Annotated in this window: 20 protein-coding genes and 1 tRNA gene; 12 read left to right on the plus strand and 9 right to left on the minus strand. The window is 71.1% G+C overall.

The window, feature by feature from the left end; genetic code table 11:
- The first annotated feature begins 25 nt into the window (after positions 1–25).
- The gene (locus AC3X7R_RS13045; RefSeq protein ID WP_489966099.1) at positions 26–973 is read left to right on the plus strand and encodes an aldo/keto reductase; all 948 of its coding nucleotides are present in this window, start codon (positions 26–28) and stop codon (positions 971–973) included.
- Entirely contained in the window at positions 973–1,197 is a 225-nt protein-coding gene (locus AC3X7R_RS13050; protein WP_489966100.1) for a DUF5703 family protein, read from the plus strand. Before AC3X7R_RS13045 ends, AC3X7R_RS13050 begins: the two co-directional genes overlap by 1 nt.
- Here AC3X7R_RS13050 and AC3X7R_RS13055 read toward each other — a convergent pair.
- Together AC3X7R_RS13055 and AC3X7R_RS13060 are read right to left on the minus strand one after the other, a co-directional pair.
- Positions 1,166–6,349, minus strand: a complete 5,184-nt coding sequence (locus AC3X7R_RS13055) for a DUF7507 domain-containing protein (protein ID WP_489966101.1) — start codon at positions 6,347–6,349, stop codon at positions 1,166–1,168. The genes AC3X7R_RS13050 and AC3X7R_RS13055 overlap by 32 nt on opposite strands.
- Positions 6,350–6,517: 168 nt before the next feature.
- Positions 6,518–7,846, minus strand: coding sequence for a M20/M25/M40 family metallo-hydrolase (locus AC3X7R_RS13060; protein ID WP_489966102.1), 1,329 nt, complete (start codon positions 7,844–7,846; stop codon positions 6,518–6,520).
- A gap of 92 nt (positions 7,847–7,938) precedes the next feature.
- Here AC3X7R_RS13060 and AC3X7R_RS13065 point away from each other — a divergent pair.
- A tRNA-Leu gene (locus tag AC3X7R_RS13065) sits at positions 7,939–8,024 on the plus strand.
- A 621-nt stretch (positions 8,025–8,645) separates the two neighbouring features.
- On the plus strand, positions 8,646–9,740 hold the full coding sequence (locus AC3X7R_RS13070; RefSeq protein ID WP_489966103.1) for a tyrosine-type recombinase/integrase: 1,095 nt from the start codon (positions 8,646–8,648) through the stop codon (positions 9,738–9,740).
- A 14-nt stretch (positions 9,741–9,754) separates the two neighbouring features.
- On the opposite strand, the gene AC3X7R_RS13075 is transcribed toward AC3X7R_RS13070, so the two are convergent.
- Together AC3X7R_RS13075 and AC3X7R_RS13080 are read right to left on the minus strand one after the other, a co-directional pair.
- Positions 9,755–10,123, minus strand: coding sequence for a hypothetical protein (locus tag AC3X7R_RS13075; RefSeq protein ID WP_489966104.1), 369 nt, complete (start codon positions 10,121–10,123; stop codon positions 9,755–9,757).
- Positions 10,120–11,085, minus strand: coding sequence for a hypothetical protein (locus tag AC3X7R_RS13080; protein WP_489966105.1), 966 nt, complete (start codon positions 11,083–11,085; stop codon positions 10,120–10,122). The genes AC3X7R_RS13075 and AC3X7R_RS13080 overlap by 4 nt, the downstream gene beginning before the upstream one ends.
- Positions 11,086–11,622: 537 nt before the next feature.
- Between AC3X7R_RS13080 and AC3X7R_RS13085 the strand changes: the two genes are divergently transcribed.
- The 3 genes from AC3X7R_RS13085 (at position 11,623) to AC3X7R_RS13095 (ending at position 14,553) form a co-directional block, all read left to right on the plus strand.
- On the plus strand, positions 11,623–12,558 hold the full coding sequence (locus tag AC3X7R_RS13085) for an AAA family ATPase (RefSeq protein WP_489966106.1): 936 nt from the start codon (positions 11,623–11,625) through the stop codon (positions 12,556–12,558).
- Positions 12,559–12,642: 84 nt separating this feature from the next.
- Positions 12,643–13,611 carry a hypothetical protein gene (locus AC3X7R_RS13090; protein WP_489966107.1) on the plus strand — a complete coding sequence of 323 codons (969 nt, stop codon included), beginning with the start codon at positions 12,643–12,645 and terminating at the stop codon, positions 13,609–13,611.
- A gap of 366 nt (positions 13,612–13,977) precedes the next feature.
- Positions 13,978–14,553, plus strand: coding sequence for a hypothetical protein (locus tag AC3X7R_RS13095; protein WP_489966108.1), 576 nt, complete (start codon positions 13,978–13,980; stop codon positions 14,551–14,553).
- Positions 14,554–14,647: 94 nt separating this feature from the next.
- On the opposite strand, the gene AC3X7R_RS13100 is transcribed toward AC3X7R_RS13095, so the two are convergent.
- A complete protein-coding gene (locus tag AC3X7R_RS13100) occupies positions 14,648–15,307 on the minus strand; it encodes an acetyltransferase (protein WP_489966109.1) in 660 nt (219 codons plus the stop codon).
- Positions 15,308–15,407: 100 nt separating this feature from the next.
- Between AC3X7R_RS13100 and AC3X7R_RS13105 the strand changes: the two genes are divergently transcribed.
- The 3 genes from AC3X7R_RS13105 to AC3X7R_RS13115 all read left to right on the plus strand — a co-directional run bounded on the left by AC3X7R_RS13105 (position 15,408) and on the right by AC3X7R_RS13115 (position 17,494).
- Positions 15,408–15,989: a LysR substrate-binding domain-containing protein gene (locus tag AC3X7R_RS13105; protein WP_489966110.1), complete on the plus strand. Its 582-nt coding sequence runs from the start codon at positions 15,408–15,410 to the stop codon at positions 15,987–15,989.
- Between the two features lie 65 nt (positions 15,990–16,054).
- Positions 16,055–16,645, plus strand: a complete 591-nt coding sequence (locus AC3X7R_RS13110; RefSeq protein WP_489966111.1) for a class I SAM-dependent methyltransferase — start codon at positions 16,055–16,057, stop codon at positions 16,643–16,645.
- Between the two features lie 6 nt (positions 16,646–16,651).
- Positions 16,652–17,494 carry a phosphotransferase gene (locus AC3X7R_RS13115; RefSeq protein WP_489966112.1) on the plus strand — a complete coding sequence of 281 codons (843 nt, stop codon included), beginning with the start codon at positions 16,652–16,654 and terminating at the stop codon, positions 17,492–17,494.
- Positions 17,495–17,540: 46 nt separating this feature from the next.
- Here AC3X7R_RS13115 and AC3X7R_RS13120 read toward each other — a convergent pair whose 3' ends face one another.
- From AC3X7R_RS13120 to AC3X7R_RS13130, 3 genes are read right to left on the minus strand one after another with little or no spacing between them, the layout of a single operon-like run.
- Entirely contained in the window at positions 17,541–18,227 is a 687-nt protein-coding gene (locus tag AC3X7R_RS13120; RefSeq protein ID WP_489966113.1) for a sulfotransferase, read from the minus strand.
- Positions 18,228–18,237: 10 nt separating this feature from the next.
- The gene (locus tag AC3X7R_RS13125; protein WP_489966114.1) at positions 18,238–18,813 is read right to left on the minus strand and encodes a nucleosidase; all 576 of its coding nucleotides are present in this window, start codon (positions 18,811–18,813) and stop codon (positions 18,238–18,240) included.
- Positions 18,810–20,246 (minus strand): GuaB1 family IMP dehydrogenase-related protein, encoded by a 1,437-nt coding sequence (locus tag AC3X7R_RS13130; protein WP_489966115.1) that lies wholly within the window; start codon positions 20,244–20,246, stop codon positions 18,810–18,812. The genes AC3X7R_RS13125 and AC3X7R_RS13130 overlap by 4 nt, the downstream gene beginning before the upstream one ends.
- A 45-nt stretch (positions 20,247–20,291) precedes the next feature.
- Here AC3X7R_RS13130 and AC3X7R_RS13135 point away from each other — a divergent pair, with 45 nt between their 5' ends.
- Complete coding sequence (locus AC3X7R_RS13135; protein ID WP_489966116.1) at positions 20,292–21,386, plus strand: galactokinase; 1,095 nt, start codon at positions 20,292–20,294, stop codon at positions 21,384–21,386.
- A gap of 11 nt (positions 21,387–21,397) precedes the next feature.
- On the opposite strand, the gene AC3X7R_RS13140 is transcribed toward AC3X7R_RS13135, so the two are convergent.
- Positions 21,398–22,834, minus strand: coding sequence for a pyridoxal phosphate-dependent decarboxylase family protein (locus tag AC3X7R_RS13140; protein WP_489966117.1), 1,437 nt, complete (start codon positions 22,832–22,834; stop codon positions 21,398–21,400).
- A 159-nt stretch (positions 22,835–22,993) separates the two neighbouring features.
- Between AC3X7R_RS13140 and AC3X7R_RS13145 the strand changes: the two genes are divergently transcribed.
- A complete protein-coding gene (locus AC3X7R_RS13145; protein WP_489966118.1) occupies positions 22,994–23,290 on the plus strand; it encodes a YiaA/YiaB family inner membrane protein in 297 nt (98 codons plus the stop codon).
- Positions 23,291–23,304 lie beyond the last annotated feature (14 nt).

A 23,304-nucleotide genomic window follows, 5' to 3' on the forward strand; every position in this document is an offset into this window, starting at 1 on the left:
CCCGGGGCGTGACTAGCCTGTGCGCATGCAGCAGCGCTCGGTCGGTCGCACCGGCCTCCAGGTCTCCCGGCTCGGCCTCGGCACCATGACGTGGGGCCGCGACACCGACGAGCACGAGGCCCGCGACCAGCTCATCGCCTTCACCGAGGCCGGTGGGACCCTGCTCGACACCGCGGCCGGCTACGGCGACGGCGCGTCGGAGAGCCTGCTGGGGAGCCTGCTGGGCGACGTCGTGCGTCGCGACGAGGTGGTGCTGGCGACCAAGGCCGGCGTCTCCCGCCGCTCCGGGGAGCGCAACGTCGACACCTCCCGGGGTGCCCTGCTGACGACCCTGGACGCCTCGCTCCGACGTCTCGGCGTCGACCACGTCGATCTGTGGCAGGTCCACGTGTGGAGCGACGCCGCCCCCCTGGAGGAGACGCTGAGCGCCCTGGACACCGCGGTCTCCTCGGGCCGCGCCTCCTACGTCGGCATCTCCAACTACAACGGGTGGCAGAGCGCCCAGGCCGTCACCTGGCAGCGGGCGTGGCCCGGCCGGGCCCCGGTGGTCTCCACCCAGGTGGAGTACTCCCTGATGAGCCGCGACGTCGAGTTCGAGGTCCTGCCGGCGGCCCAGGCCCTCGGGCTCGGGGTCTTCCCCTGGTCTCCGCTGGGACGCGGTGTCCTGACCGGCAAGTACCGCACGGGCATCCCCGCCGACTCGGCCGGCGCGACCCCGCACTTCGCGGACCGGGTCGGCTCCTACCTCGACGAGCGCGGCCGTGGCATCGTCGAGGCGGTGGTCAGGGCCGGTGAGGGTCTCGGCTGGAGCCCCCTGGAGGTGGCTCTCGTCTGGGTGCGGGACCGCCCGGGCGTCACCGCCCCCTTGGTCGGTGCTCGCACCGCCGCGCAGCTCCACGACGTGCTGGGCACCGAGGAGCTGGCGTTGCCGCCCGAGATCGTCGCCGCGCTCGACGACGTGTCGGCGGACTGATGAGCCGCGCGCTGCGTCGCCCGCCACGCCCGGGGGTGGAGTGGGAGTTCGAGAGCCGGACCTACCCGCCGGAGGTCTCCCGCAACGCGGTACGACGGCTGCTGGTGGAGCGAGCCGAGCACGGCGGGTGGGAGCTGATGCGGGTCCGGATGACCCCCGACGGGACCCGCCGGGTGCTGCTGCGGCGCAAGATCATTCGTCAGGTCCGCCCGACCTTCTGGTGACGCCCACCGGCTTCGCGACGACCACCCGGTACTTCGTGTAGTGGAAGCGTCCGTTGGGGTAGACCACCCGGTCGGTGCAGCTGATCAGCACGAGCCGATGAGCACCGGTGGTGCGGAAGAAGCGCTGGGGCAGCTTGCCGGCCCGGTCGTACTTCTTCGTCTCCGACAGCTCGTACCGGTAGGTCTTCCCGCCGCTGCGCACGCTCAGGGCCTGCCCCTGCTCGGCACGGCGCAGTCCCCACAGGGCACCGGGTCGGTCGTACCAGTCCGACACGTGACCGGCGACCACGGTGGTCCCGATGGCGTCGCCGTAGCCCGCGGAACGGCGTAGCCAGGCGGTCAGCCGGACGTCGGCGGGCAGCTCCATGCGCCCGCGCGAGAGACCGGTCGGGACGACCTGCGCGCGCAGTCCGAAGCCGGACGCACGGATCGAGGCCTTCGAGACTCGTGCCGACTCCGGGTCCAGGAGGGTGCCGGAGAATCCACTGGGCACGACGGGCGGCTGGTACGACGGCTTGGCGACGGTCGTCGTCTCGGACTTCAGCCCGCACCGGGTCGTCGCCGACTCGTTGGCCGCCGTCGCCTGGGTGGTCACCTTCCAGGTGTAGACGCCGGGCGCCGCCACGCTCACCTTCGGGGTCTTCGTCCAGCCGGCGCGTGCCCGCCACGTGACGGTGCTCGCCAGGTTCGCCCGGCGGCAGGAGGCCGCCGCGCGGGAGGTGAAGGGTCCGTAGAGCCGGGCGACCGCGGGGACCGTGGTCCCGGCCGCCAGCCCCGTGACCCGGACCCGGTCGTGGAACCTCTCCCGCGGCTCGACGCGGCGCTCGGACGTCCGGGTCCGGACCCGCGGTTGGGCGGGTGCTCCGGCGTCCACCTGGACCACGGCACCGTCAGGCGGCGAGGACGTCGGGCCCCCGGTGACGTCCGCGCCCGTCGCGCGAGCCGTGTTCCGCAGGCCACCGCCCCGGAGGTCCGCGGCCGTGACCGTGTAGACGCTCGTGCAGACCACGCTGGCTCCCGGCGCGAGCTGGGTTGCCGCCTCGGGGCACGTCGGGGTCGGCAGGTCGCCGGTCCCCGTGAAGGCGTCCTCGGCGATCCCCACGCCGCTGATCGGGACATTCCCCGTGTTGGTGATGGTGAACGAGTAGGTCACCTGCTGCCCGGCCGTGGCGACGGTCGCGGGGCTGGCGGTCTTCTCCAGCACCAGCCCGGGGCTCTGGCCGGCGGTCACCGACACCGTGCTGGTGTTGTTGGTGAGGTCGGGGTCGCGGGGGAAGGAGCCGCTCCGGTCCGAGGTGGCGGTGTTGGCGAAGGTGCCTGCCTCGGGCACCCGCGCGGTGATGCGCAGCGTCGCCTGGACACCGGTCGTGGGCAGGTTGACGGGGGTCAGGTCGCCGATCGTCCAGGTGCCGGTGGTCGGGTCGTAGGCGCCCTGGGTGGCCGTGCTGTCGACATAGCTGAGTCCTGCCGGCAGCTGATCGGCGAGGCTCACGGCCTCGGCGGTGTCAGGGCCCAGGTTGCGGACACCGACGGTGAACGTCACTGTCCCGCCCACCACTGGGTTGGGATTGTCGACGGTCTTCTCCACCGCGACGTCGGCGACCGGCACGAAGAGCTCGGCGTCGTCGACGTTGTTGCCTGACTCCGGGTCCTCGACCCGGGACCCCTGGATCACGACCAGGTTGCGGTAGTGGCCCGCGGCACCGGTACTGGGCCGCACGGAGACGCGCAACGTCGCTGTCTCACCGGACTCCAGCCGCGGGATCGCCCAGATCCGCAGCCCTTCGTCGAAGGTGCCGACGTCGGCAGAGCTGTCCACGATGGTGGCGGAGATGATCGCCGGATCAGCCGCCGTGATGTCGTCGGTGGCGTTGGGGCCGTCGTTGGTCACCGTGACCGTGTAGAGCACGGTGTCCCCGGGCTGGGCCACCGCAGGCTGGACGTCCTTGTCGATCACGAGGTCGGCCTGCTCGACGAACGAGGGGGACGCGGAGTCGGAGTTGTTGGTCGGGTCCGTGTCGCGCTGGTCGAGGGCGCTCAAGGCGATCGTGTTGGTGCGCTGACCCACCTGGGTGCCGGTCGCACGGACCGTACGGGTGACGGTTGCCCCGACCGGGATGGAGTCGACGCTCCAGGTCCCGGTTGCCGGGTCGAACGTACCGTCGCCGTCGGAGGAGACGAACGTCAGCCCGTCCTCCAGCACCTCGGCGAAGACGGCGTTCGTCACGGCGGTGGCGGGCTGGTCCGCGACGGGGTTGTTGGTCGCGGTGAGGGTGAAGACGACGTCCTGTCCCAGCGGGATGTCTGTGGTCGAGCCTGGGCCCTCCGCGCGGTCCACGGACTTCGTCACGCCTACGTCGACGGCCGGGGCCAGGGTGCTCACGCTGGCGGTGGACTCGTTGTCTTCGGGGTTGGCGTCGTCCAGGTAGAGCGCGTCGACGACGGCCACGTTGATCTTCGTGCCCACCGTCTCGACACGCGCGGTGATCACGAGCTCCGCGCTGCCGCCGACCGCGAGGGTCCCCACGTCCCACCGGAGGGCCTGCACGTCCACCGTGCCCTGGGACGGCTCGGTGTCGAGGACGGTCACCCCCTCGACGCCAGTGTCGGTGACATAGACGTCCGGCACAGGGTCGGGGCCCCGGTTGGTGACGGTGACCGAGTAGGTGACGGTCTCCCCCACGACGGCTTCCTGCGGCGAGACCCCCTTCACGATCGCGAGATCCGCCTCGGGCTCGCGCACCACCACGCTGGTCGAGGCGGAGTTGTTGGCGCTGTTGACGTCGGTCGGCGAGACGGTGGCCAGGCTGGCCACGTTGGTGAACGTCCCCGGCGCGGTCGTGTCGAGCACGAAGTCGAACGTCGCGGAGCCTCCGACGGCGAGTGCCCCGACGTCCCACGTGTCGGTGGCCGGCGAGTAGGTGCCGGTACCGCCTGAGTCGGCCGGGCGGTAGAGCAGCCCCTGGGGCAAGGGATCGGAGAGGGTGATCCCGGTGCCCGGACGGGGGCCCAGATTGGTGACCGTCACGCGGAAGGTGACCGGCTCCCCAGCGGCCACCTGGTTGCGTCCCACCACCTGCTTGGTCACCGCGAGATCGAGCGCCTGGGGGTTCAAGGTCACGGTGGCGCTGTTGTTGGACTCGTCAGTGTCGAGCTGGACGAGCTCGGTCAGGCTCGCGGTGTTGGACACCGTGCTGTTGGTGTCGACCCGGGCCGTGATGGTCAGGGTGACGGCGTTCCCGACCGCCAGGGCAGGGATCGACCACCTTCCGGTGGCGGCGGAGTATGTGGAGGCCTGGGACCCCGCTGTCGACGAGGACACCAGGGTCAGCCGTCCGGCGGGCAGCTGGTCCTCGATGACGACCTCGGTCGCCGCCACCGGACCGTTGTTGGTCGCGGTGACCGTGAAGGTCACGGTGTCCCCCACCTCCGGGGCGGGGTCGTCGATCGTCTTCGTGACCGCGATGTCGGTGTTGACCCCGATCAAGGCCTGAGCCTCGGGCGACTCGACGTCCTGGCCGATCGGCGTGACACCGGTGGCGACGGCGGTGTTGACGATGTTGCCGGTCGGGCCGGCCCCCCCGGTGTCCACCCGGTAGCTTCCCGTGCAGCTCGTCGACTCACCCGGGGCCAGCACGTTCGACTCGCAGACCAGGTCGGCCGAGGCGATCAGGTCGTCGGTGACGGCGATGTTGGTCACCGTGGAGCCACCGGTGTTGGAGACGGTGTAGGAGTACTCGACCACCTGGCCGGCACTGTACGGCGGGTCCGTCACGACGTCCTTCGCCAGCGCGAGCCGGGACTCCAGCGGGACGGTCACCGTGGCCTCGGGCGAGGTGACGTCGTTCCCGCCTGGACTGACGGCGGTGGCCGTGGCGGTGTTGACCACCTCACCGGCCTCGGCATCGGCCGCGGTGACGGTGTAGGTGCCGCGGCAGACCGTGGTCGAACCCGGCGCCGGGGCGGGTGGCAGCGTGCTGCTCTCGCAGGTGATCGGTGCGGGGATACGGTCGTCGACGATCGAGAGCGTCGACAGCGTCTCGGTTCCGGCATTGGTCACCGTGTACTGGTAGGGGATCTGCGTGCCCACGGAGATCACGGCGGGCAGCGGGTCTCCGGTCCGGTCGACCTGCTTCTCGAGCTGAAGCGTGGGCAGCGGGTTGACGGTCTGCACCACGGCGTTGCGGATCAGGTGCACGTCGTTCTGGCCGCCGGTCGAACCGGAGAGACCGAACTTGTAGGTGGTGGGCAGGTCGCTCGGAGCCGGGATGTCGAGCTCGGTGATCCACGGCGAGGCAGGGTTTGACGGGTTGTACCGCACCTGGACGATCACTCGGGGGTCGGGCGCGGGGGTGACCTGGACGTTCACCTGACGCCACGAGGCCGCCAGCGTCCGTGCGCGCAGCGTCCCTCGGAGGGTGGTGCCCGGCCTGTCCGGGTCACTGGGGTTGGCCGGCGTGGTGGAGGCGAGATAGCAGTATCCCGTGGAGTCCTCCCCCGGACCCCGGACGGTGATCACGTTGGGAGCCACGGCACCCTCGGCGGTGGACGGAGAACGCTGATCGGCGGGACAACCCGCGCCGCGGTCCTCGCCGTCGTCGTAGTAGTTGCCGAAGGCGTCCAGCCCCACCCCGAGGATGCCGCCGACGATCCCGGGCTCGACCCCGGCCTCGGGTGTTCTGCGCTGGGCGTAGCCGAGGCTGCCGCCGGCACCGCCCGGATCGGTCAGGTCGGTGGAGCCGTCGACCAGGAAGAAACCGATCCCGTCGGCCCCCGTTCCCCCGTACTGGAACATGTCGAAGGTGATGGACACCCCGGCCGTCGCGGGGACCGGACTGTTGTAGAGGATGCTGCCGGCGCTCTGCAGACTCTCGTCCGTGAGCTGCAGGTAGCCGGGCGTGCCGATCGGTGGCACGCTGCCGACTCGCTGCCCCGAGCAGGTCGGTATCTGGGCGGCGCCCGACGGGGGGGCCGCCGTGGCGCCGGTGAGACAGGTCTCGCCCTGAACCGTCCAGGACGGATCGGACACTGACGAGCCGGTGAACGTCTCCGAGGCGATCGTGGTCCCGCCGGTGGGCGGGTCCGCCACCGCTGGCGTCCGCATCGCGGTGGGGGCGAGCGCCATCGCCACGGCCGTGATCACACAACTCATGGTCAGGGCGGTAGCTCGACGCAGGCGCGACATGGATCCTCCTCGGTCGGCGTCGTGCCGCCCTGTGGCGACTCGACGCGCCCTCCGAGTGTGCGGGGCAGAACCGCCCAGGGCCTAGGGCAATCCGGCCCGGGAGTCGACGACGTTCGGCCCTTGTCCCGCCGGTGCTCAGACCTCGTCGAGGAACCGGTCGAAGACGCGGGCCCCGAACTCGAGGGCGTCGACCGGGACTCGCTCGTCCACCCCGTGGAAGAGCGAGCCGAAGTCGAGGTCGGCCGGCAGCCGCAGCGGAGCGAAGCCGTAGGAGGACATGCCCAGCTTGCGGAAGTGCTTGGCGTCGGTGCCGCCACTCATCAGGTACGGCGCGACGATGCCGTCCGGGTCCTCGGCCAGGATCGACCGGGTCATCGCGTCCATCAACCGGCTCTCGGTGGGCGACTCCCAGGGCTGCTGGTGGCTGACGAACTCGCGGGTGACGTGCGGGCCGCACAGCTCGTCGAGGGTCGCGAAGAACTCGTCCTCGTAGCCGGGGAGGAACCGTCCGTCGACGTGCGCCGTGGCCTCGGTGGGGATGACGTTGACCTTGTAGCCGGCGTCGAGCATCGTCGGGTTCGCGGTGTTCCGGATCACCGCGCCGAGCATCCGGGTCGAGCTCTCGAACTCCTCGACGAGCGCCTCCGCGTTCTCCGGCGTCGCCTCGGTCCCCGCGATGTGGGCGACCGAGGCCAGCAGCACCTCCATGGCGGGGGTGAGCCGGACCGGCCACTGGTGGGCGCCGATCCGCGCGACCGCTCCTGCCAGCTCGGTGACCGCGTTGTCGTGGTTGACCATCGACCCGTGGCCCGCCGTGCCGCGGGCGCGCAGCCGCATCCAGGCCATCCCCTTCTCGGCGGCCTCGATCAGGTAGATCCGCTGCCCGCGCACCGTGGTGGTGAAGCCGCCGACCTCGCCGACCGCCTCGGTGACGCCCTCGAAGAGCTCGGGGCGGTCCCGGACCAGCACCTCCGCGCCCTGGTGACCGCCCGCCTCCTCGTCCGCGGTGAAGGCGAGCACGATCGGCCGTTCCGGGATCCGACCGGCCCGGACCCGGGCGCGCACCACGGAGAGGAGCATGGCGTCGAAGTCCTTCATGTCCACCGTGCCCCGACCCCACAGGTAGCCGTCGGCGATCTCGCCGGCGAACGGGTCGTGCGTCCAGTCCTCCGCGGCCGCCGGGACGACGTCCAGGTGGCCGTGGAGCAGCAGGGCGTCACCCTCCGAGCCGCCCCACCGGGCGACCAGCGACGTGCGCCCCGGCGCACCCTCGACGACCTCGCACGAGATGCCCACCTCGTCCAGAAGCGTGGCGACGTGCTCGGCGGCCTTCCGCTCCCCCGGCCCGGAGTCGTCCCCGTAGTTGGAGGTGTCGATCCGGACCAGGTCACGGCAGAGGTCGACCACCTCCGCGGCGGGATCGTGGTGCCGGTCCTCGTGCTGGTGCTCCTCGGGGCTGCGCATGGGCCCATCCTGACCGGCAGCCGGTCACGGACGTCAAGCCCGACCCCGATTGGGGCGATCGCAGCAGGTGTTGCTAATGTTTCCACGCACTCGTCCGGGTGGCGGAATTGGCAGACGCGCTAGCTTGAGGTGCTAGTGCCCGTATTAGGGCGTGGGGGTTCAAGTCCCCCCTCGGACACACAGGATGGGGAAGTTTCCCCGGACTTCTCGACGCGGAGGGCGGCCCACGGGCCGCCCTCATCCGTTTCCCCAAGAAAGTTGTCTGGACCACCGGGTGCAGCGACTGCGCCAGTGGAATCGACCAGCACGGTCCCCGGCGTGTCCAGCCAAGCAACTGCCGTCGGGGTGTCCATCGCACGCCGACGGGACAACCTCACCGCGTCCCTTCCGCGACTCGGAGCGGTGTCCGACGGGTCCGCGCTCGTGCGCCGCGTCGACATCGCTCCTCTGCCCGCTCCGCTTCCCGCTAACGCCGCGGGGGTGCGGTTTTCTTCCGCCCGCGTCGACAGCCACGCGCGGCTCACGGAGGCGCGGCTCTTCGCCCTTCTTGGGTGGGAGCCGAACGCGACGCTGGGCGCCCGGGTCGAAGCGCCCGGGCGCGTGGCCCTGTCCTTGGAGACGACCGGAGCGCCAACCATCGTCGCCCTCGATGACCGACGTCGGCTCTGCCTGTCCGTGGCGCTGAGGGAAGTGCTCGGCGCGGAACCAGGCTCCTCCGTCCTCATCCTGCCCTCCACCACCCCGGGCACCGCCGTCCTCGTCGGCGCCTCCGCCCTCCTCAACGCCTTAGGAGCCCCTCATGCAGCCGCATAGCCCCGACCATGTCGCCGCCATCCAGCAGATGATGGCGACGCTGCACGTGTCCCTCGCCGACCTCTCGGACGCCCTTCCGCCGCAACTGCAGGTCAACCGACCGACCATCTCGACCGTCAAGGAGTTCCACGCGGTCGTCCTGGGCCTGGCGACCGAGGGCCAGAAGCGCACTTACGGGAACCACTGGCGGAGCCTCGTAGAGGCGTACGGCGAGCGCCTCGTGCATGACCTTCGCAAGACCGAACTCGAAGGGCTGGTGCAGGCCGCCAAGAAGACCGCCCGTCGTCGAGCCAACTCCCGCGACGGACGAGGCGCCCAGGAGAACTGCGTCGCCGCCCTGCGGCACTTCTTCAAGAAGGCGGTTGACGATGAGTTGCTGCGCGACAACCCCGCGCTCAAACTGACCAAGCCGCGTCGGCACGCGAGCGACCGCAGGCCCCTCAAGCCAACTGAAATTGAGCAACTGCACCAGGTTTGCGCTACCACCGGCAACGACCCAAGCCTGGACACGTTGCTCTTCCGCTTCCACCTCGAGACCGGAGCACGGCGTGGCGGCGGGTTGGCTCTGCGGCTCATGGACCTGAACCACGAAGAGCAGACCGTGCTCCTCCGGGAGAAGGGCGAGACCCAGCGCTGGGTTCCGGTGTCCAGGACCCTTCTGCTGGCCCTGGTCGAGCACGCGCAGACACGCGGTGCGACAGACCCAGAGGACGTGGTGTTCCGCTACAAGCCCACACGGGGGGAGAACGTCGGCAAGCCGCTCACCTACCGCCGCTACGACAACCTCTACGCCCGTTGGCAGGCCGCCCTCCCCTGGGCCGACAAGGTCCACGTCTCCGGACACTGGCTTCGCCACACCGCGGTCGCGGAGGTTGAGCGCCTCGCTGGCTTCGGCGCCGCGCGCCGGTTCGCCGGTCATCGGGACGAGAGCGCTGCAACCACCCTGACCTACATCAGGTCGGACGAAGAGGCCGTGGCCGCCACCACAGCAATTCGCACGGGTGAGCCGCATCCGCTGGCACCGAAGGCCCTGCCGAGCATCCCCTCCACCCCGAACGCAGGCGAAGAGGATGCTCAGTAGAGGACTGGCGTGACCTAGGCATGGCCCCACTCGTCGGGGTCGTAGTCCGCGCGGTCCCACGGCCATGGCGGGCCCTCGGGAACGGCGGCGGCTGCGTCAAGAACTGCTCCGGCGGCCAGCGCAACCAGCACAGGCGCCCCTAGCGTCGCCTCTTGGGCGAGAAGCTGCACCGAACGCCTGACCCCGAGGTGTGCAGCGTGCTCAGGAGGCAACCGGCGCAACTCGGCCAGCAACCACATGGCAGCGGCGACGAGGGCCCCGGGCGGCACCGCAGTCGAGGTGAGCCCCGAGAGGGGGACACCCGATGCCGCTGGAGTCAGGTCGAAGGCAGGCACGTCTGCACGGTCCGGGTCCGCGAACTCGGGCTGGTCGTCGTTGTTCATCGGGCACCTTCCTGGAGACGCAGCGGCCACCACGGCGGTGTTGAGGGGAATTGCTCCGGCGGGTCCCCGCCCAGGCCCACCTGGGCCGCTGCCACGAGCAACTGGCGACCACCAGGACGCCCCACGCCCAGGGCCACCAAGTCCCGGGCCACCGTGGCCGACACAACGACCCACACCACCGCGTGGGCAGCACCAAGGCCGATGGCGCCTTCGGCCCGTTCGACCTTCCACCGCAGTGGGTCGCCCTTGCGCGCTCGCTCTACCTCAAGCAGCACGGTTTGCTCGGCTACGTCTTCCGGTCCCGCGGGGGTGACCCCCCAGGCCCCCTTGTAGGCCTCAGAGGAGGCCCAACGCTCCACGAGCAGGGCGTCAGGACGGAGGCCGTTGGTCAGGAGCCCCAGGGTCCCAGATGCATCCCCTGAACCGGACTGGATGCGGCTCCACGCGAGACCTCGCACCCGTTCGCTCCAAGCCTCGCAAGCAGCGCCGGTCGCGACCGAGAGCCGCAAGTCCGGCCATGGGGCAAGACGTCGCGCGAGCCACGCCGCGAGGTCCATCGGGGCGGCGGCATGGGCCGCACTCTCCGCGCTTGGGGAACGCTCCCGGCGGCTGGTGTGTCCAGCAGCGGCCCAACCGGTGGTGGTCAGGTGCAGCATGGGCTGTCCCCCAACGATGGTCAGCCGCGCTCGCGGCTTCCGGCGCCGGTCCTCCGGGTCCTCGGCTGCGGCGGCCGCGAGGGCGTCGTCAGGGAAGCCTTCCGCCCGGAGGGTGGCAACGAGCGCCGAGCCGTCACCGCTCGCGAGGCGCTTGACGACGGTGCCGACGGCCCCGCCATCCGCCTTCTTTGCAGACGCCACGCGTGCCGCCTGGATGAGGGCGTTCAAGTCGGGAGCGGGCGTCGTTCTCTGCGGTTCCGGGAACAGCGCCGGTTGGTTCTCGGTGCTGCTTGGCTGGTCGTTCAACTCGCCTCCTGGGCGTGTAGTGGGGAGACCCGTAGGCCCCGCTGGGGGTCTCGGGGGGCCTGCCCCCTGAGCCGTTGGGGCGGAGCTGGTGGCCAGGGGCCCGCTGCTGCGTCGCGAGGAACGAGCGCGCGGGAGCGGGGAGGCCACGAGCTGCGCCCCAACGGAGGCGGCCCGGCACACAAGAAGGTCCGTCGTGAGGAACGAGCGTCAACCATCTGTGCTGGGGTAGTCAGGGGGGTCCACTCACGTTGTTCCGAGCGAAGTGAGACGTGAGGGGGCGTCCCTGACTACCCCGGCGCAGCCGGGCCGCCCGGGGGTCCAGGGGGCTGCCCTCCTGGCGTCGCATGCGGCGGTAGCGGGGGATGCGGGGCAGCCAGCCCCGCCACAACCGGCCCAGGTTGTGAGGCGTGTGAGCGATGTGAACGGGGTTGGTTGACGAACTTCGTTGGGGCGTCACGGTCCGGCAGGCACCGCGACGTGGTGCCCGATGCCGACAAACGAAGTGAAGGGGCATCGGTCCCGAACAAGGAAGAACCGATGACCACCTCTGCACCCTCGCCCCTGATGACCCACACCGCCGCGGACTTGATGGCCGAAGACCTCCCGCCCGTTCCGATGGTGGTGGGCAACGTCATCCCCGCCGGACTGCTCCTCCTTGCCGGAGACCCGAAGGCCGGGAAGTCCCTGCTGCTGCAGGACCTGGCCCTCGCAGTCTCATCGGGCTCGGACGCATGGGGGTCTCTCGAGGTTGAGGAAGGAGACGCGCTCTACGTGGCCAACGAGGGCGGGAAGCACTCGTTCCGTGCGCGGCTGTCCACCATGCTTGGCGGTGAACCTGCGCCATCCCGGTTGCACATCGCCTACGAGAGTCGGTCGCTAGGTGGCGACCTGGAGAACCAACTTCGCACCTGGCTCAGCTCACAGGAGAGCCCACGGCTGGTCGTCATCGACACCTACGCCTCCGTGGCCCCGACCCTCCGCGGCGTGGACCGGCATCAGGAGGACTACAAGGCTCTTGCCGGTCTGGCGAGCCTGGCTCAGGAGTTCCCTGGCGTGCTCATCGTCCTGGTCCACCACACGCGGAAGGCTGAGGGTGAGGACGTGATGCACCGCATCAGCGGTAGCAATGGGATGACGGCTGCAACCGACGGCAACGCGGTCCTCAGCCGCCACACGGCCGCGCGACAGTGCGTGCTGGCCGTCCGTCCCCGGAACGCTGAGGAGTCCGACCTGACCTTGGAACGCGGCGACGACCTCCGCTGGAACGTCGTGGGAACCAACGAGCGCGCACGTCTGAGCGGCGGTCGGCAGCAGGTGCTGGACTATCTGGAACGTCAGGACCGTCCCGTGGGCCCCAAGCAGCTCGCAGCGGCTCTCGACCTCAGCGACGTGAGCGCGAGGCAATACCTCAGTCAAATGGCCGGCGTGGGACAGATAGGCAAGGCCGGGCACGGGCTCTACACCGCGTTGTGACCCGCTGAGAGGACATGACCACCGAGGTCCTCACAAGCCTCACAACCCTCACAGGGTGACGAATCTCGTCGTAGTCTCCTGGAGGTGACCAAGACTCGTCCCGAGGACCGCAACCTCGCCCCAGAGCAGTTCCCCGAGATGAACCATCGGTTCTACAGCGGCGTGATGGCTCCGCACGACTACCTCGACCGTCGGTTGCGAGGGCTGTTCTTGGCTGCGCAAGGGCCAGACCGCTTGCCAAGCTCCTTCAACGAGGAACTCGCTATCGGCGTGGTCAAGGCCAAGTGGAAGACACCGGAGGACGATGACGGCGACGAGACCCGTGACTACATCACCGCGGAGTCCACGGTGTTGCTCCATCACACCGCTGAGGCGCTCTTCCGCTTGTATCTGGCACATGTCGGTCACCCTGCCTGCCCTTGGTTAGAAGTGGCTCGTGTCCGGACGCCGGGCGAGTTCAAGGGAAAGGTCGAAAGGTTCCTCACGACACGCGGGAGCGAAGAGACGTCCGAAGCGCTCATGGACGTCTTCACCGGTCGGCCTCGACTGACTTCCTCTTCGCCAGATGAACAGTGGACCGCGGTGCAGCAAGGGGCATCGTCACTGATGGGGCACTTGGGGCGTCTTCTTCTCGACGATGGCCCCCTCTACAACTCGGCCAAGCACGGCTTGGCGGTTCGGCCAGGGGCAGCCGCGATGGCGTTCGGGGACCAGCAGACGGAACTGCCCATCAAGGCAGACGGACCCTCCATCACGCATCTGACCACTGGGGACAGCGACCGCGGCAAGCGGTGGTATGAGACGACGACCTGGGTCAACGCGGAGCAGAACCTTTCCCTAACCAGTCTGGCCCTCACGCAACTTCGGGCGCTGTGGGCGGTGGCGCGTTTCCGTTACGCCCAACAGCCCTGGGTGCCGTCCGAGGTTCGTTGGGTGACCGGGCACGCCGTCGAGGCAGTCTTGGCTCATCCACAGAAGCCGGGAGAGGTGCGCCTCACCGTTCCCTCGATGAGCATGCAACTCCTCTATCACGTGCCCACACCGAAGCGGTGAAGCGCAGTTCCGCTTAACGAAGGTGGATACAGGTAGGATGCATGGCATGACCAACCACCACGTTGGTCCGGGGAAACTTCCCCATCCAGAGTGTGTTTCTCCCCCCTCGGACACCCAAGTCATCCCCCCTCCAAGTAGATCCGGAGGGGGGATTGCTGCTTTCCGGGGCGAGACGCACCGCGGGGTCTGGCCGCGTAACGCTCAGTCACGAATCCATGGTGTCGCATGCCGAGGGTGCCTAGGAGTGTCCCCAAGGCCCGGAGCCGCTCGACGTGATCCCTGTAGGGGCCTGCTGACCCAGTTGCCGATATCGGCCGTCAGGCGGATTCGGCCTCCGTGGCTCGTAAGCGCCGCTACATTCACGCCATGAGATCTCTCCGCGCGCTGGTCGTCGCACCCTTGCTGCTCGCCGTCCTGGTCGCGTGCGGAGCCACTGACACCGGCGAGAAGGCTGACACCACTCCGAGCGACGAGCCGTCCAAGACAACCGCTGATGAAGAGCCCGACGAGGACACGGCCATCGTCAGCCAGTACGCCTCGATCGTGGCCAAGAACGAGACAGACCTTCGAGAGCAATTGTCGACCATGGGTGACTGTGACTGGTCGAGCGCCGGGTCTCTGGATCCCGAGCCCGACGGCATCGTGTGCGCCATGGGGCTACTCACCCTCTCCTACGGGGCGGAGGCCCTGAGCGTCTCGCTCGAAGGGGCGCAGAAGCCAGATGCACCCGACTACGTCGGTGCGGTGCCTAGCGAGATCGGGTCGCTCGTCGCGGACACCATCGAGTCCTCCACCACACTGGCCGAGGCCGCGAAGGCGGCCAATGACGATAGGTGCGCGCTGACCGGTGCCGGCAAGTGCATAGACCTCCGAAACCAGACCCGGCTCGCCATGGATGACGTTGTAGGTCAGTTGGACGCCTGGGGGCCGCACACCGGCTGACGCAGGTCCGTCACCGTGGCCGTGCAGGCCGGTGGAACTCAACTACGTCCAAGCCCGTACCCGCCGATGAGTCGACGCCCGGCTACGAACCGCCTCACAGCGCGACGGCAGGAACCCCGGCCACCGTGAGGCCCGCCGGGACGTCACGGATCACCGTCGCGCCCATCGCGACGGTGGCCCCTTCGGCCACGGTCACCCCCTGCCTGACGGTCGCCCCGCTGCCGACGGTCGACGCCTCGCCGAGCCGCACGTTGCCGGAGACGGCGGCATTGGGGTAGATGCTGACGTAGGGGTCGAGCACGGTGTCGTGACCCACGGCGACGCCCCGACCGACGTGCACGTGCCGCCCCACCCGGATGTTGGTCGTCACCGTCGCTCCGGCGAAGACGACGGCGCCCGGCTCCAGCGTCACGTCGACGCCGACCGTGGCGTCCGGGTGGACCAGCGTGAACGGCTCCAGGCCGACCGCGCCGGCCCGTTGGTCGACCTCGCGACGACCCGCCCCCGAGCCGAGGCCGACGAGGTAGCGCGTCGTCGGCGGCAGCGAGGCGAGCTCGGCGAACGGCCCCAGCCAGGCGGCCCCGAGCCGCGCCAGCAGGTCGGCCTCGGGCTCACGGTCGTCCAGGAACCCGCCGAAGGTCACCTTCTGAGGGTGCTCGCCCGGCACGGTGCCCCAGTCGAGACGGTGCGCCTCGAGGGCCTCGAGGAGCTCGCGGCCGTGCCCGCCCGCCCCGATGATGACTACCTGGCCCACGCCGAGGCAGTCTAGCCCCGAGTGCGCGCCGCCCTTGCCCGTCCGTGGCCCCGCAGCGGCTGACCATCGTGCCCGGGCGCACCCGTGAAAGGCTGTGGGCATGACCTTGCGTGTCGCCTTCGTGCCCGGAGCCACCCCAGACAAGTGGGCGCGGGCATGGCGGGAGCGCAGCCGTGAGCGCCTCGAGCTGATCCCGGTCGAGGAGGACGACCAGCGTGCCGTCCTCGACGACGGGAGGGCCGACATGGTCCTGGCCCGGCTGCCGGTGCCGGGGTCGGCCGACGACCTCTTCTGCATCCCCCTCTACGAGGAGCTGCCTGTCGTGGTGGTGGGCGTCGAGCACCCCGCCTCCCTCTACGAGGAGCTGACCGCCGCGGACCTCGCCGACGAGCAGTTCGTCCTCGGGGTGCCGGACGGGGTCCCGGCCACGGCCGAGCAGCTGTCGTTCCCGCCGATGACGGCCAAGGAGGCGGTCGAGGTCGCGGCGAGCGGCACGGGGGTCGTCGTTCTCCCGATGTCGGTCGCCAGGCTCCACCACCGCAAGGACGTCGTGCACCGGGTGGTCACGGACCTGCCCACGACCCGGATGGGGCTGGCGTGGCTCCGCGCGCGGGACGACGAGACCACCCAGGCGTTCGTCGGGGTGGTCCGGGGCCGCACGTCGAGGAGCTCGCGCGGCTGACTCCGCCGAAGCGCGCGCGACGCCCCACGCCGGGTCCGGGCGGCGGCATGGGCCACCATGGAGCCATGAGCGACCTACCCCGCTGGTTCACCGACACCAAGGACTCCCACTCGAAGTGGTACGTCGAGCGCTTCCGGACCATGGCCGCCGAGGGCGCGGACCTCGAGGGTGAGGCCCGACTGGTCGACGCCATGGTGCCCCGCGGCGCCCGGGTGCTGGATGCCGGCTGCGGACCTGGCCGGTTGGCCGGGGCACTCGCCCAGCGGGGCCACGTGGTCTGGGGCGTCGACGTCGACCCGGTGCTGATCGAGGCGGCCGAGGAGGACCACCCCGGCCCCACCTACCGGGTCGCCGACCTCTCCACCCTCGACCTCGGGACCGAGCCCTTCGACCTCGCCGTCTGCGCGGGCAACGTCATGCTCTTCCTCGCCCCCGGCACCGAGCGCGCCGTCCTGGAGCGGTTGCGCGCGCACCTGCGACCCGGGGGCCGGCTCGTGCTCGGCTTCCGGCGCGACCCCGACGCCTACACGTGGGACCGTCTCGACGCCGACGCGGCGGAGGTCGGGTTCACGGTCGACCACCGGTTCGGCACGTGGGACCTCGCACCGTGGACGGACGAGTCCGACTTCGCCGTCACCGTCCTGCGCCGGGTCTGACTGCCTGTGGCAGGTGAGCTGGCCCGGTTGCGACCCGAGCAGCGCGATCTGCTCGCACGCTGGCTCCCGGACGCGAGGGTTCTCGCTGATCTCAGCTGGGGTCTCGCGGAGACCAGGGTGCTCGACCTGGCCGGCGAGCACGGCCGTCTCATCGCGAAAGCAGGCGGGGTCGCGGATCACCACATCGGCCGGGAGCTCCGTGCTCACCGGGAGTGGCTGGGTCCATGGGTCGCCACCGGGCACGCCCCTTCGCTGCTGTTCGGCGACGAGAGCGCGAAGATGCTGGTCACCCGCTACCTGCCGGGCACCCTGGTGGAGGGGACCGGCGCACAGGACCGCCCCGAGACCTACCGGCAGGCGGGCTCGCTGCTCGCCGCCCTCCACGGCCAGCTCTCGGTCGTCGACCCCGAGTGGAACGACCGGTTCCGTCAGCGCACAGAACGGCACCTCGCGCGGCCTCACCGCATCGACCCCGCGATCGTCAGGAGCGTGCACGCCGAGGTGTCGACCTGGCCCGGTGGCGGTGCCCGCGTCGTGCCGACCCACGGCGACTGGCAGCCGCGCAACTGGCTGATCGACGACGGCGTCGTCAGAGTCATCGACTTCGGACGCGCCGACCTGCGCCCACCGACCGAGGACTTCGTCCGTCTCGCGAGCCAGGACTTCACCCGCGACCGCGAGCTCGAGGCGGCATTCCTCGCGGGGTACGGCAGCGACCCACGCGAACCGGAGGAATGGCGGCGCACGCGGGTGGGTGAAGCGGTGAGCACAGCGGTCTGGGCGTACGGAGTCGGCGACGAGAGGTTCGAGCGCTTCGGTCACCGACTACTGGCAGGGCTCTACGCCTAGTCGGCTCGACTCCGGGTGCCCGCCCGGAGGGACACCCGGTGAGACCTCAGGCGCGGGCCTTGATCGAGTGGGGCACGGAGAGGGTCCGCGAGATGCGCTCCTCGTCGAACCGCTCCCCCAGCCACTCGAAGAGACCGCGGAGCGCGCCCGGATCGTCGCGGTAGTCGTCGTAGTGAACCCGGTAGGCGGCGTCCCCCAGCTCGTCGGCGACCCCCAGCATCCGCTCCTCGATCACCTCGAGGCGCCCGAGCGGGTCGTCCTTGTGCCGCCAGAACGCGCTGGCCGCGACGTCGGGCAGGTGACGGGTGTTGACCACGAAGCGCGCCCCGGGGAAGACCTGGCGCAGGAAGTCGACGTACTTGGCGAGGTCCTGATCGTACCAGCGGATCTCCTTGAACCCGGTCACCCGGGTGCGCGGCTCGGGGCGCAGCAGCGTGTCCAGGACCAGGCGCCTGACGTCGCGGAGGGAGGCGTCCTCGTCGAACCCGTGGATCCCGAACCACGGGTGGGTCGACGCCTGGGCGTTGCGCGGGTTGACCCGGGCCTTCTCGACCAGCCCGCTGCGGTGGAACTCGTAGAGGTGCCGCACCGCGTGCCGGTTCTCACCGCGGATCAGGTAGCCGGGGATGGAGTTGAGGATCCCCATCAGCAGGGTCGACCCGGAGCGCCCGTAGGTCATCACGAAGACGTAGTCGAGCTGCTCGCCGTCGGCGACCCGTCTCCTCAGCCTCACGACCGCGATCCTATCCGTCGCCGTCGAGCTGCTCCTCGACCCACCGGCCGAGCACCCGGGCACTGGCCTCGACGAGGCTCGGCCACTCCGTCGCGGACTCGTCGGCGTGGTCCGAGACGTGCTTGGCCAGCCGGACCGGGACGCCCATGGCCAGCGCCGTCCAGGCCACCGCGTACCCCTCCATGTCGACGAGGTGGGCGCGCTCCGCCAGCCGGTCCCGGACCCTCGGGTCGGTGACGAAGAGGTCTCCCGTGGCCAGCACCGTCTCCCCCGGACCCACCACCAGCCGTTCCTGCGGGTCGTAGCCCAGGGCTCGCACCGCTTCTGCGTTGATCTCGTGGTTGAGGACCACACCGGGCTCGTGGAGGCCCTCCAGGCCGGGCCGCAGCGCGCCGGCGGTGCCGACGTTGAGCACGGTGAGGCCGTCGAGGTCGTCCATCCGCGACAGGGCCTGCGCGGTCCGCGCAGCGGCCGCGGTCTTGCCCAGCCCGGTCACCACGAGGGGCAGGCCCGCCGGCAGGTACGCCGCCTCCGCTCGCGTGGCAGCGACCACCAGGAACCGGCGGGCGCTCGGCGAGGAGGTCACCAGCTGCTCGTGAGGGGGCGTCCCTCGTGGAAGCCGGCGGCCGACTGCACCCCGACCACCACGCGCTCGTGCAGCTCCTCGAGCGTGCGGGCACCGGCGTAGGTGCACGCGGAACGGACTCCGCTGCAGATCTCGTCGATCAGGTCCTCGACCCCCGGACGCGCGGGGTCCAGGTACATCCGGGAGGAGGAGATCCCCTCCTCGTAGAGACCCTTGCGGGCGCGGTCGAACGCGGACTCGTGGGCGGTGCGGTGGGCCACCGCGCGCGCGGACGCCATCCCGAACGACTGCTTGAAGAGCCTGCCCTCCGCATCCTGGAGCAGGTCGCCGGGCGACTCGTGGGTCCCGGCGAACCAGGAGCCGATCATCACCGCCGAGGCCCCCGCCGCCAGGGCCAGGGCGACGTCGCGGGGGTGGCGCACGCCCCCGTCGGCCCAGACGTGCCCGCCACGTGCCCGGGCGGTCGCCGCACACTCCACCACCGCGGAGAACTGCGGCCGGCCGACGCCGGTCATCATCCTGGTCGTGCACATCGCGCCCGGGCCGACGCCGACCTTCACGATGTCGGCGCCGGCGTCGAGGAGGGCCGTGGTCCCCTCCGCCGAGACGACGTTGCCGGCGACCACGGGCACCTCGGGGCCCAGCGCGCGTACCGCCCGGAGCGCGTCCAGCATGCGCTCCTGGTGACCGTGCGCGGTGTCCACGACGAGACAGTCCACCCCCGCGGCCAGCAGGCCGGAGGCCTTCTCGGCGACGTCACCGTTGACCCCGACCGCGGCGGCCACCCGCAGCCGACCGGCGTCGTCCAGGGCCGGCGTGTAGAGGGTCGAGCGCAAGGCCCCCAGCTGGGTGACGACGCCCAGGAGCTCTCCCCGGTCGTCGACGGCCACGGCCAGCGGGGCGCGGGCGTGCTCGAGATGGTCGAAGACCTCGCGCGGGTCGGTGCCCTTCTCGACGCGCACCAGGTCGGTGCCCATCACGTCACGGACCTGGGTGAACCGGTCGACCCCGGTGCAGTCGTCCTCGACGACCACGCCGACCGGGCGCCGCCCCTCGACCACCACCGCGGCCCGGTGCGCCCGCTTGGGGATCAGCGAGAGCGCCTCGCCGACCGTCTGCTCCGGGGTCAGCTCGATCGCCGTCTCGAAGATCTGGTGACGGCTCTTGATCCAGGAGACCACCTCCGCCACGACGGGCAGCGGGATGTCCTGGGGCAGGACGGTCAGGCCGCCTCGGCGCGCCACGGTCTCGGCCATCCGGCGTCCGGCGATCGCCGTCATGTTGGAGACGACGAGCGGCAGCGTGGCGCCGGTGCCGTCGACGGTGGCGAGGTCGACGTCGAAACGGCTGGCGACCGAGGAGGCGCGGGGCACCATGAAGACGTCGCCGTAGGTCAGGTCGTGGGCCGGCGTGCGGTCGTCAAGGAATCTCACGCCGCCAAACTACCCGGATCCGGGCACTCCCCTAGGCTCCTCGCCATGCTCACCCAGCTTCCTGCCGACCTGGCGCGGCCGGTGCAGCAGCGGTTCCGGGACCTCTTCGGGCGGAGCGCCACGGTGGTGGCGCGGGCTCCCGGGCGGGTCAACCTGATCGGGGAGCACACCGACTACCACGGCGGGCTCTGCCTGCCGATCGCGCTGGAGCACGCCACCTGGGTGGCCCTGGCCCCGCGTGACGACGACCAGGTCCGCCTCCACAGCACCGCCTCGCCCGAGCCGTGGAGCGGCACGGCCGGGGACCCTGCGACCGGGTGGGCGAGCTACGTGACGAGTGCCCTGGCGGCGGTGGGAGCCGAGGGTGGTCTGGACCTCCTGGTGGACAGCTCCGTCCCGGTGGGGGCGGGGCTGTCCAGCTCGGCGGCACTGATCTGTGCGGTGGCCACCGCGCTCAGCCCCGCCCCACCCGAGGACCTGGTCGCGGGCTGCGTCGCCGCCGAGGTCGACGGGGTCGGTGCTCCCACCGGTGGGCTCGACCAGAGCGTCGTCCTGCTCGCCCGGCCGGGCCACGCCCTGCTGCTCGACTTCGGGGACGGCTCCCGGCGCCATGTGCCGTGGCGCCCCGAGCGGGCCGGCCTGGAGCTCCTGGTGGTCGACACCCGCACCCGTCACGCGCACGCCGACGGTGGCTACCGGACCCGGCGGGCGGAGGCCGAGGTGGCTCTCGCCGCCGATGACCCGCAGTCCCTCGCCGAGACCGGACGGCGCCGACGCCGGCACGTGCAGAGTGAGAACGACCGGGTGAGCCGGGTGGCGGCGGCGCTGGAGGACGAGGAGTGGGCGGAGGTGGGCCGGCTCTTCACCGCCTCCCACACCAGCCTCCGCGACGACTACGAGGTCTCCTGCCCGGAGCTGGACGAGGCGGTCGCGCGGGCACTCGCCGGGGGCGCCTGGGGTGCCCGCATGACCGGGGGCGGCTTCGGCGGCTGCGCCCTGGTCCTGTCGCCCACCGGCGCGCGGAGCCGGGTGCTGGACGAGGTGTCGGCCGGCTTCGCCGCACGGGGGTGGCAGCCGCCCCGGTGGCTCCTGGCCCACGCCTCAGGTGCCGCGGCGCGGGTGCCGCTCGCTGCCCCCTGATCAGGCACCGTTCAGGCGCTCTGGGCATCGGCCAGGCGTACCAGCGCCTCCCAGGTCCGCAGGACGTCGTCCTCACCGGTGCGCCAGCTCCCGACCGCGAGCCGGATGGCCACCCTGTCTTCGACCCGGGTGTGGCTCAGGTAGGCCTCCCCCGAGTCGTTGAGCTCCTCCATCACCCGCAGCGTCGCCTCGTCACCGGCCACCAACCGGAAGACCACGAGGCCCAGCACCGGCTCGGTGACCACCTCGAACCGCTCGTCCCCCGCCACCAGGGCCGCGAATCGGGCGGCGAGCCCCACGCCCGAGCGGATGTGCGCCTGCAAGCCTGCGCGCCCGTAGGTGCGGAGGACAGCCATCAGCTTCAGGGCGCGGAACCTGCGGCCGAGCTGGGGGTGCCAGTCCCGCAGGTCAGCCACACCCCCGGCCTCGCTCGCCGGGTTCCTCAGGTACTCGGGAAGCAGGCTGAGCGCACCGGTCAGGGCGCTCCGGTCCCGCACCCAGAAGGCGCTGCAGTCGAAGGTGGTGAGCAGCCACTTGTGGGGATTGGTGACGTAGGAGTCGGCATGCTCGCCGACGCCGGCGTGGATCCACCGGTGCTCGGGACAGACCGCCGCGACGCCCGCCCAGGCGGCGTCCACGTGCAGCCAGGCACCGTGCTCCGCGGCCACCTGCCCGACGGCCGCCACGTCGTCGACCGCGCCCGTCGAGGTGGTGCCGACGGCCGCCTGCACCATGGCCGGTACCAGACCGGCCGCGGCGTCCTCGGCCATCAGCCGGCGTAGGTCCTGGATGTCGAGCGCCTGGGTGGCGGGGTCGACCTGGACCGTGCGCAGCGACGCCTCGCCCAGACCGCTCATCATCACGGCCTTGTGCAGGGAGGAGTGCGCCTGGCTCGAGCCGTAGACCCGCAACCGGGAGCCGACCCCGTCGGAGCGCGCCGCTCCCCCGGTCGCCCGGTGCAGGGCCGCGAGCAGGGCGGTGAAGGTGGCGGTGGACGCGGTGTCCTGGATGACCCCGCCCCCGGGGCCGTCCGAGCGGAAGTCACCGGGCAGGCCCAGCGCCTCGGCCAGCCAGTCGAGGACCACCTGCTCGGCCTCGGTGAGTGCCGGGCTGGTGGCCCAGAGCATCCCCTGGGCGCCGATCCCGCTGGAGAGCAGGTCGCCCAGGACCGCGGCCGGGGAGGAGTTGGCCGGGAAGTAGGCGAAGAAGCGGGGGTGCTGCCAGTGGGTCAGGCCGGGGACCAGCACCCGGTCGAGGTCGTGCATCACCTCGGCAAAGTCCTCCCCCGTCTCGGGGAGGGAGGACGGCAGCCGGGAGGCGACCTCCCCAGGCGCGACCTGGGAGCGCACCGGGCGCCCGTCCAGGCCCTGCCAGTAGTCCGCGATCCAGTCGATCACCTCGTGACCGTGACGACGGAACTCCTCGGGAGTCATGTGCGGACTGCTCATGGCCGCAACCTAGCCTCCGCGGACGCCGTCCCGGGAGATGCACGTGCCGCCCCCCTGGCACCGGCCCCGGCACGCACACCGGGACGGGTACGGATACTCACCCGACATGCGTACCGGCCACGGTCCCGGACGGCTCCGTGCCGAGGCAGCCTGGGGGGCATGAGCAACCACACCAACGGCACGCCCCTGAAGAACACCAACGCCTTCTTCATCCAGTCCGGCATCGCCTTCGCGGTCGCGCTGGGCACGCTGGTGGGGGCGATCCTCTACCTGCCGGTCGATCCCTGGATCCGCGCCTTCCTCTGGATGGCCACCATGTTCCTGACCACCTCGACCTTCACGCTCGCCAAGTGCGTGCGCGACGCCCAAGAGTCGCAGAGCGTGGCCAGCCGGCTCGACCAGGCGCGGGTCGAGCGCATCCTGGCCGAGCACGACCCGTTCCGGGCCGTGAGCTGAGCGGCGCGTCCGGC

The organism is Nocardioides sp. Z22_16, from assembly GCF_058134365.1.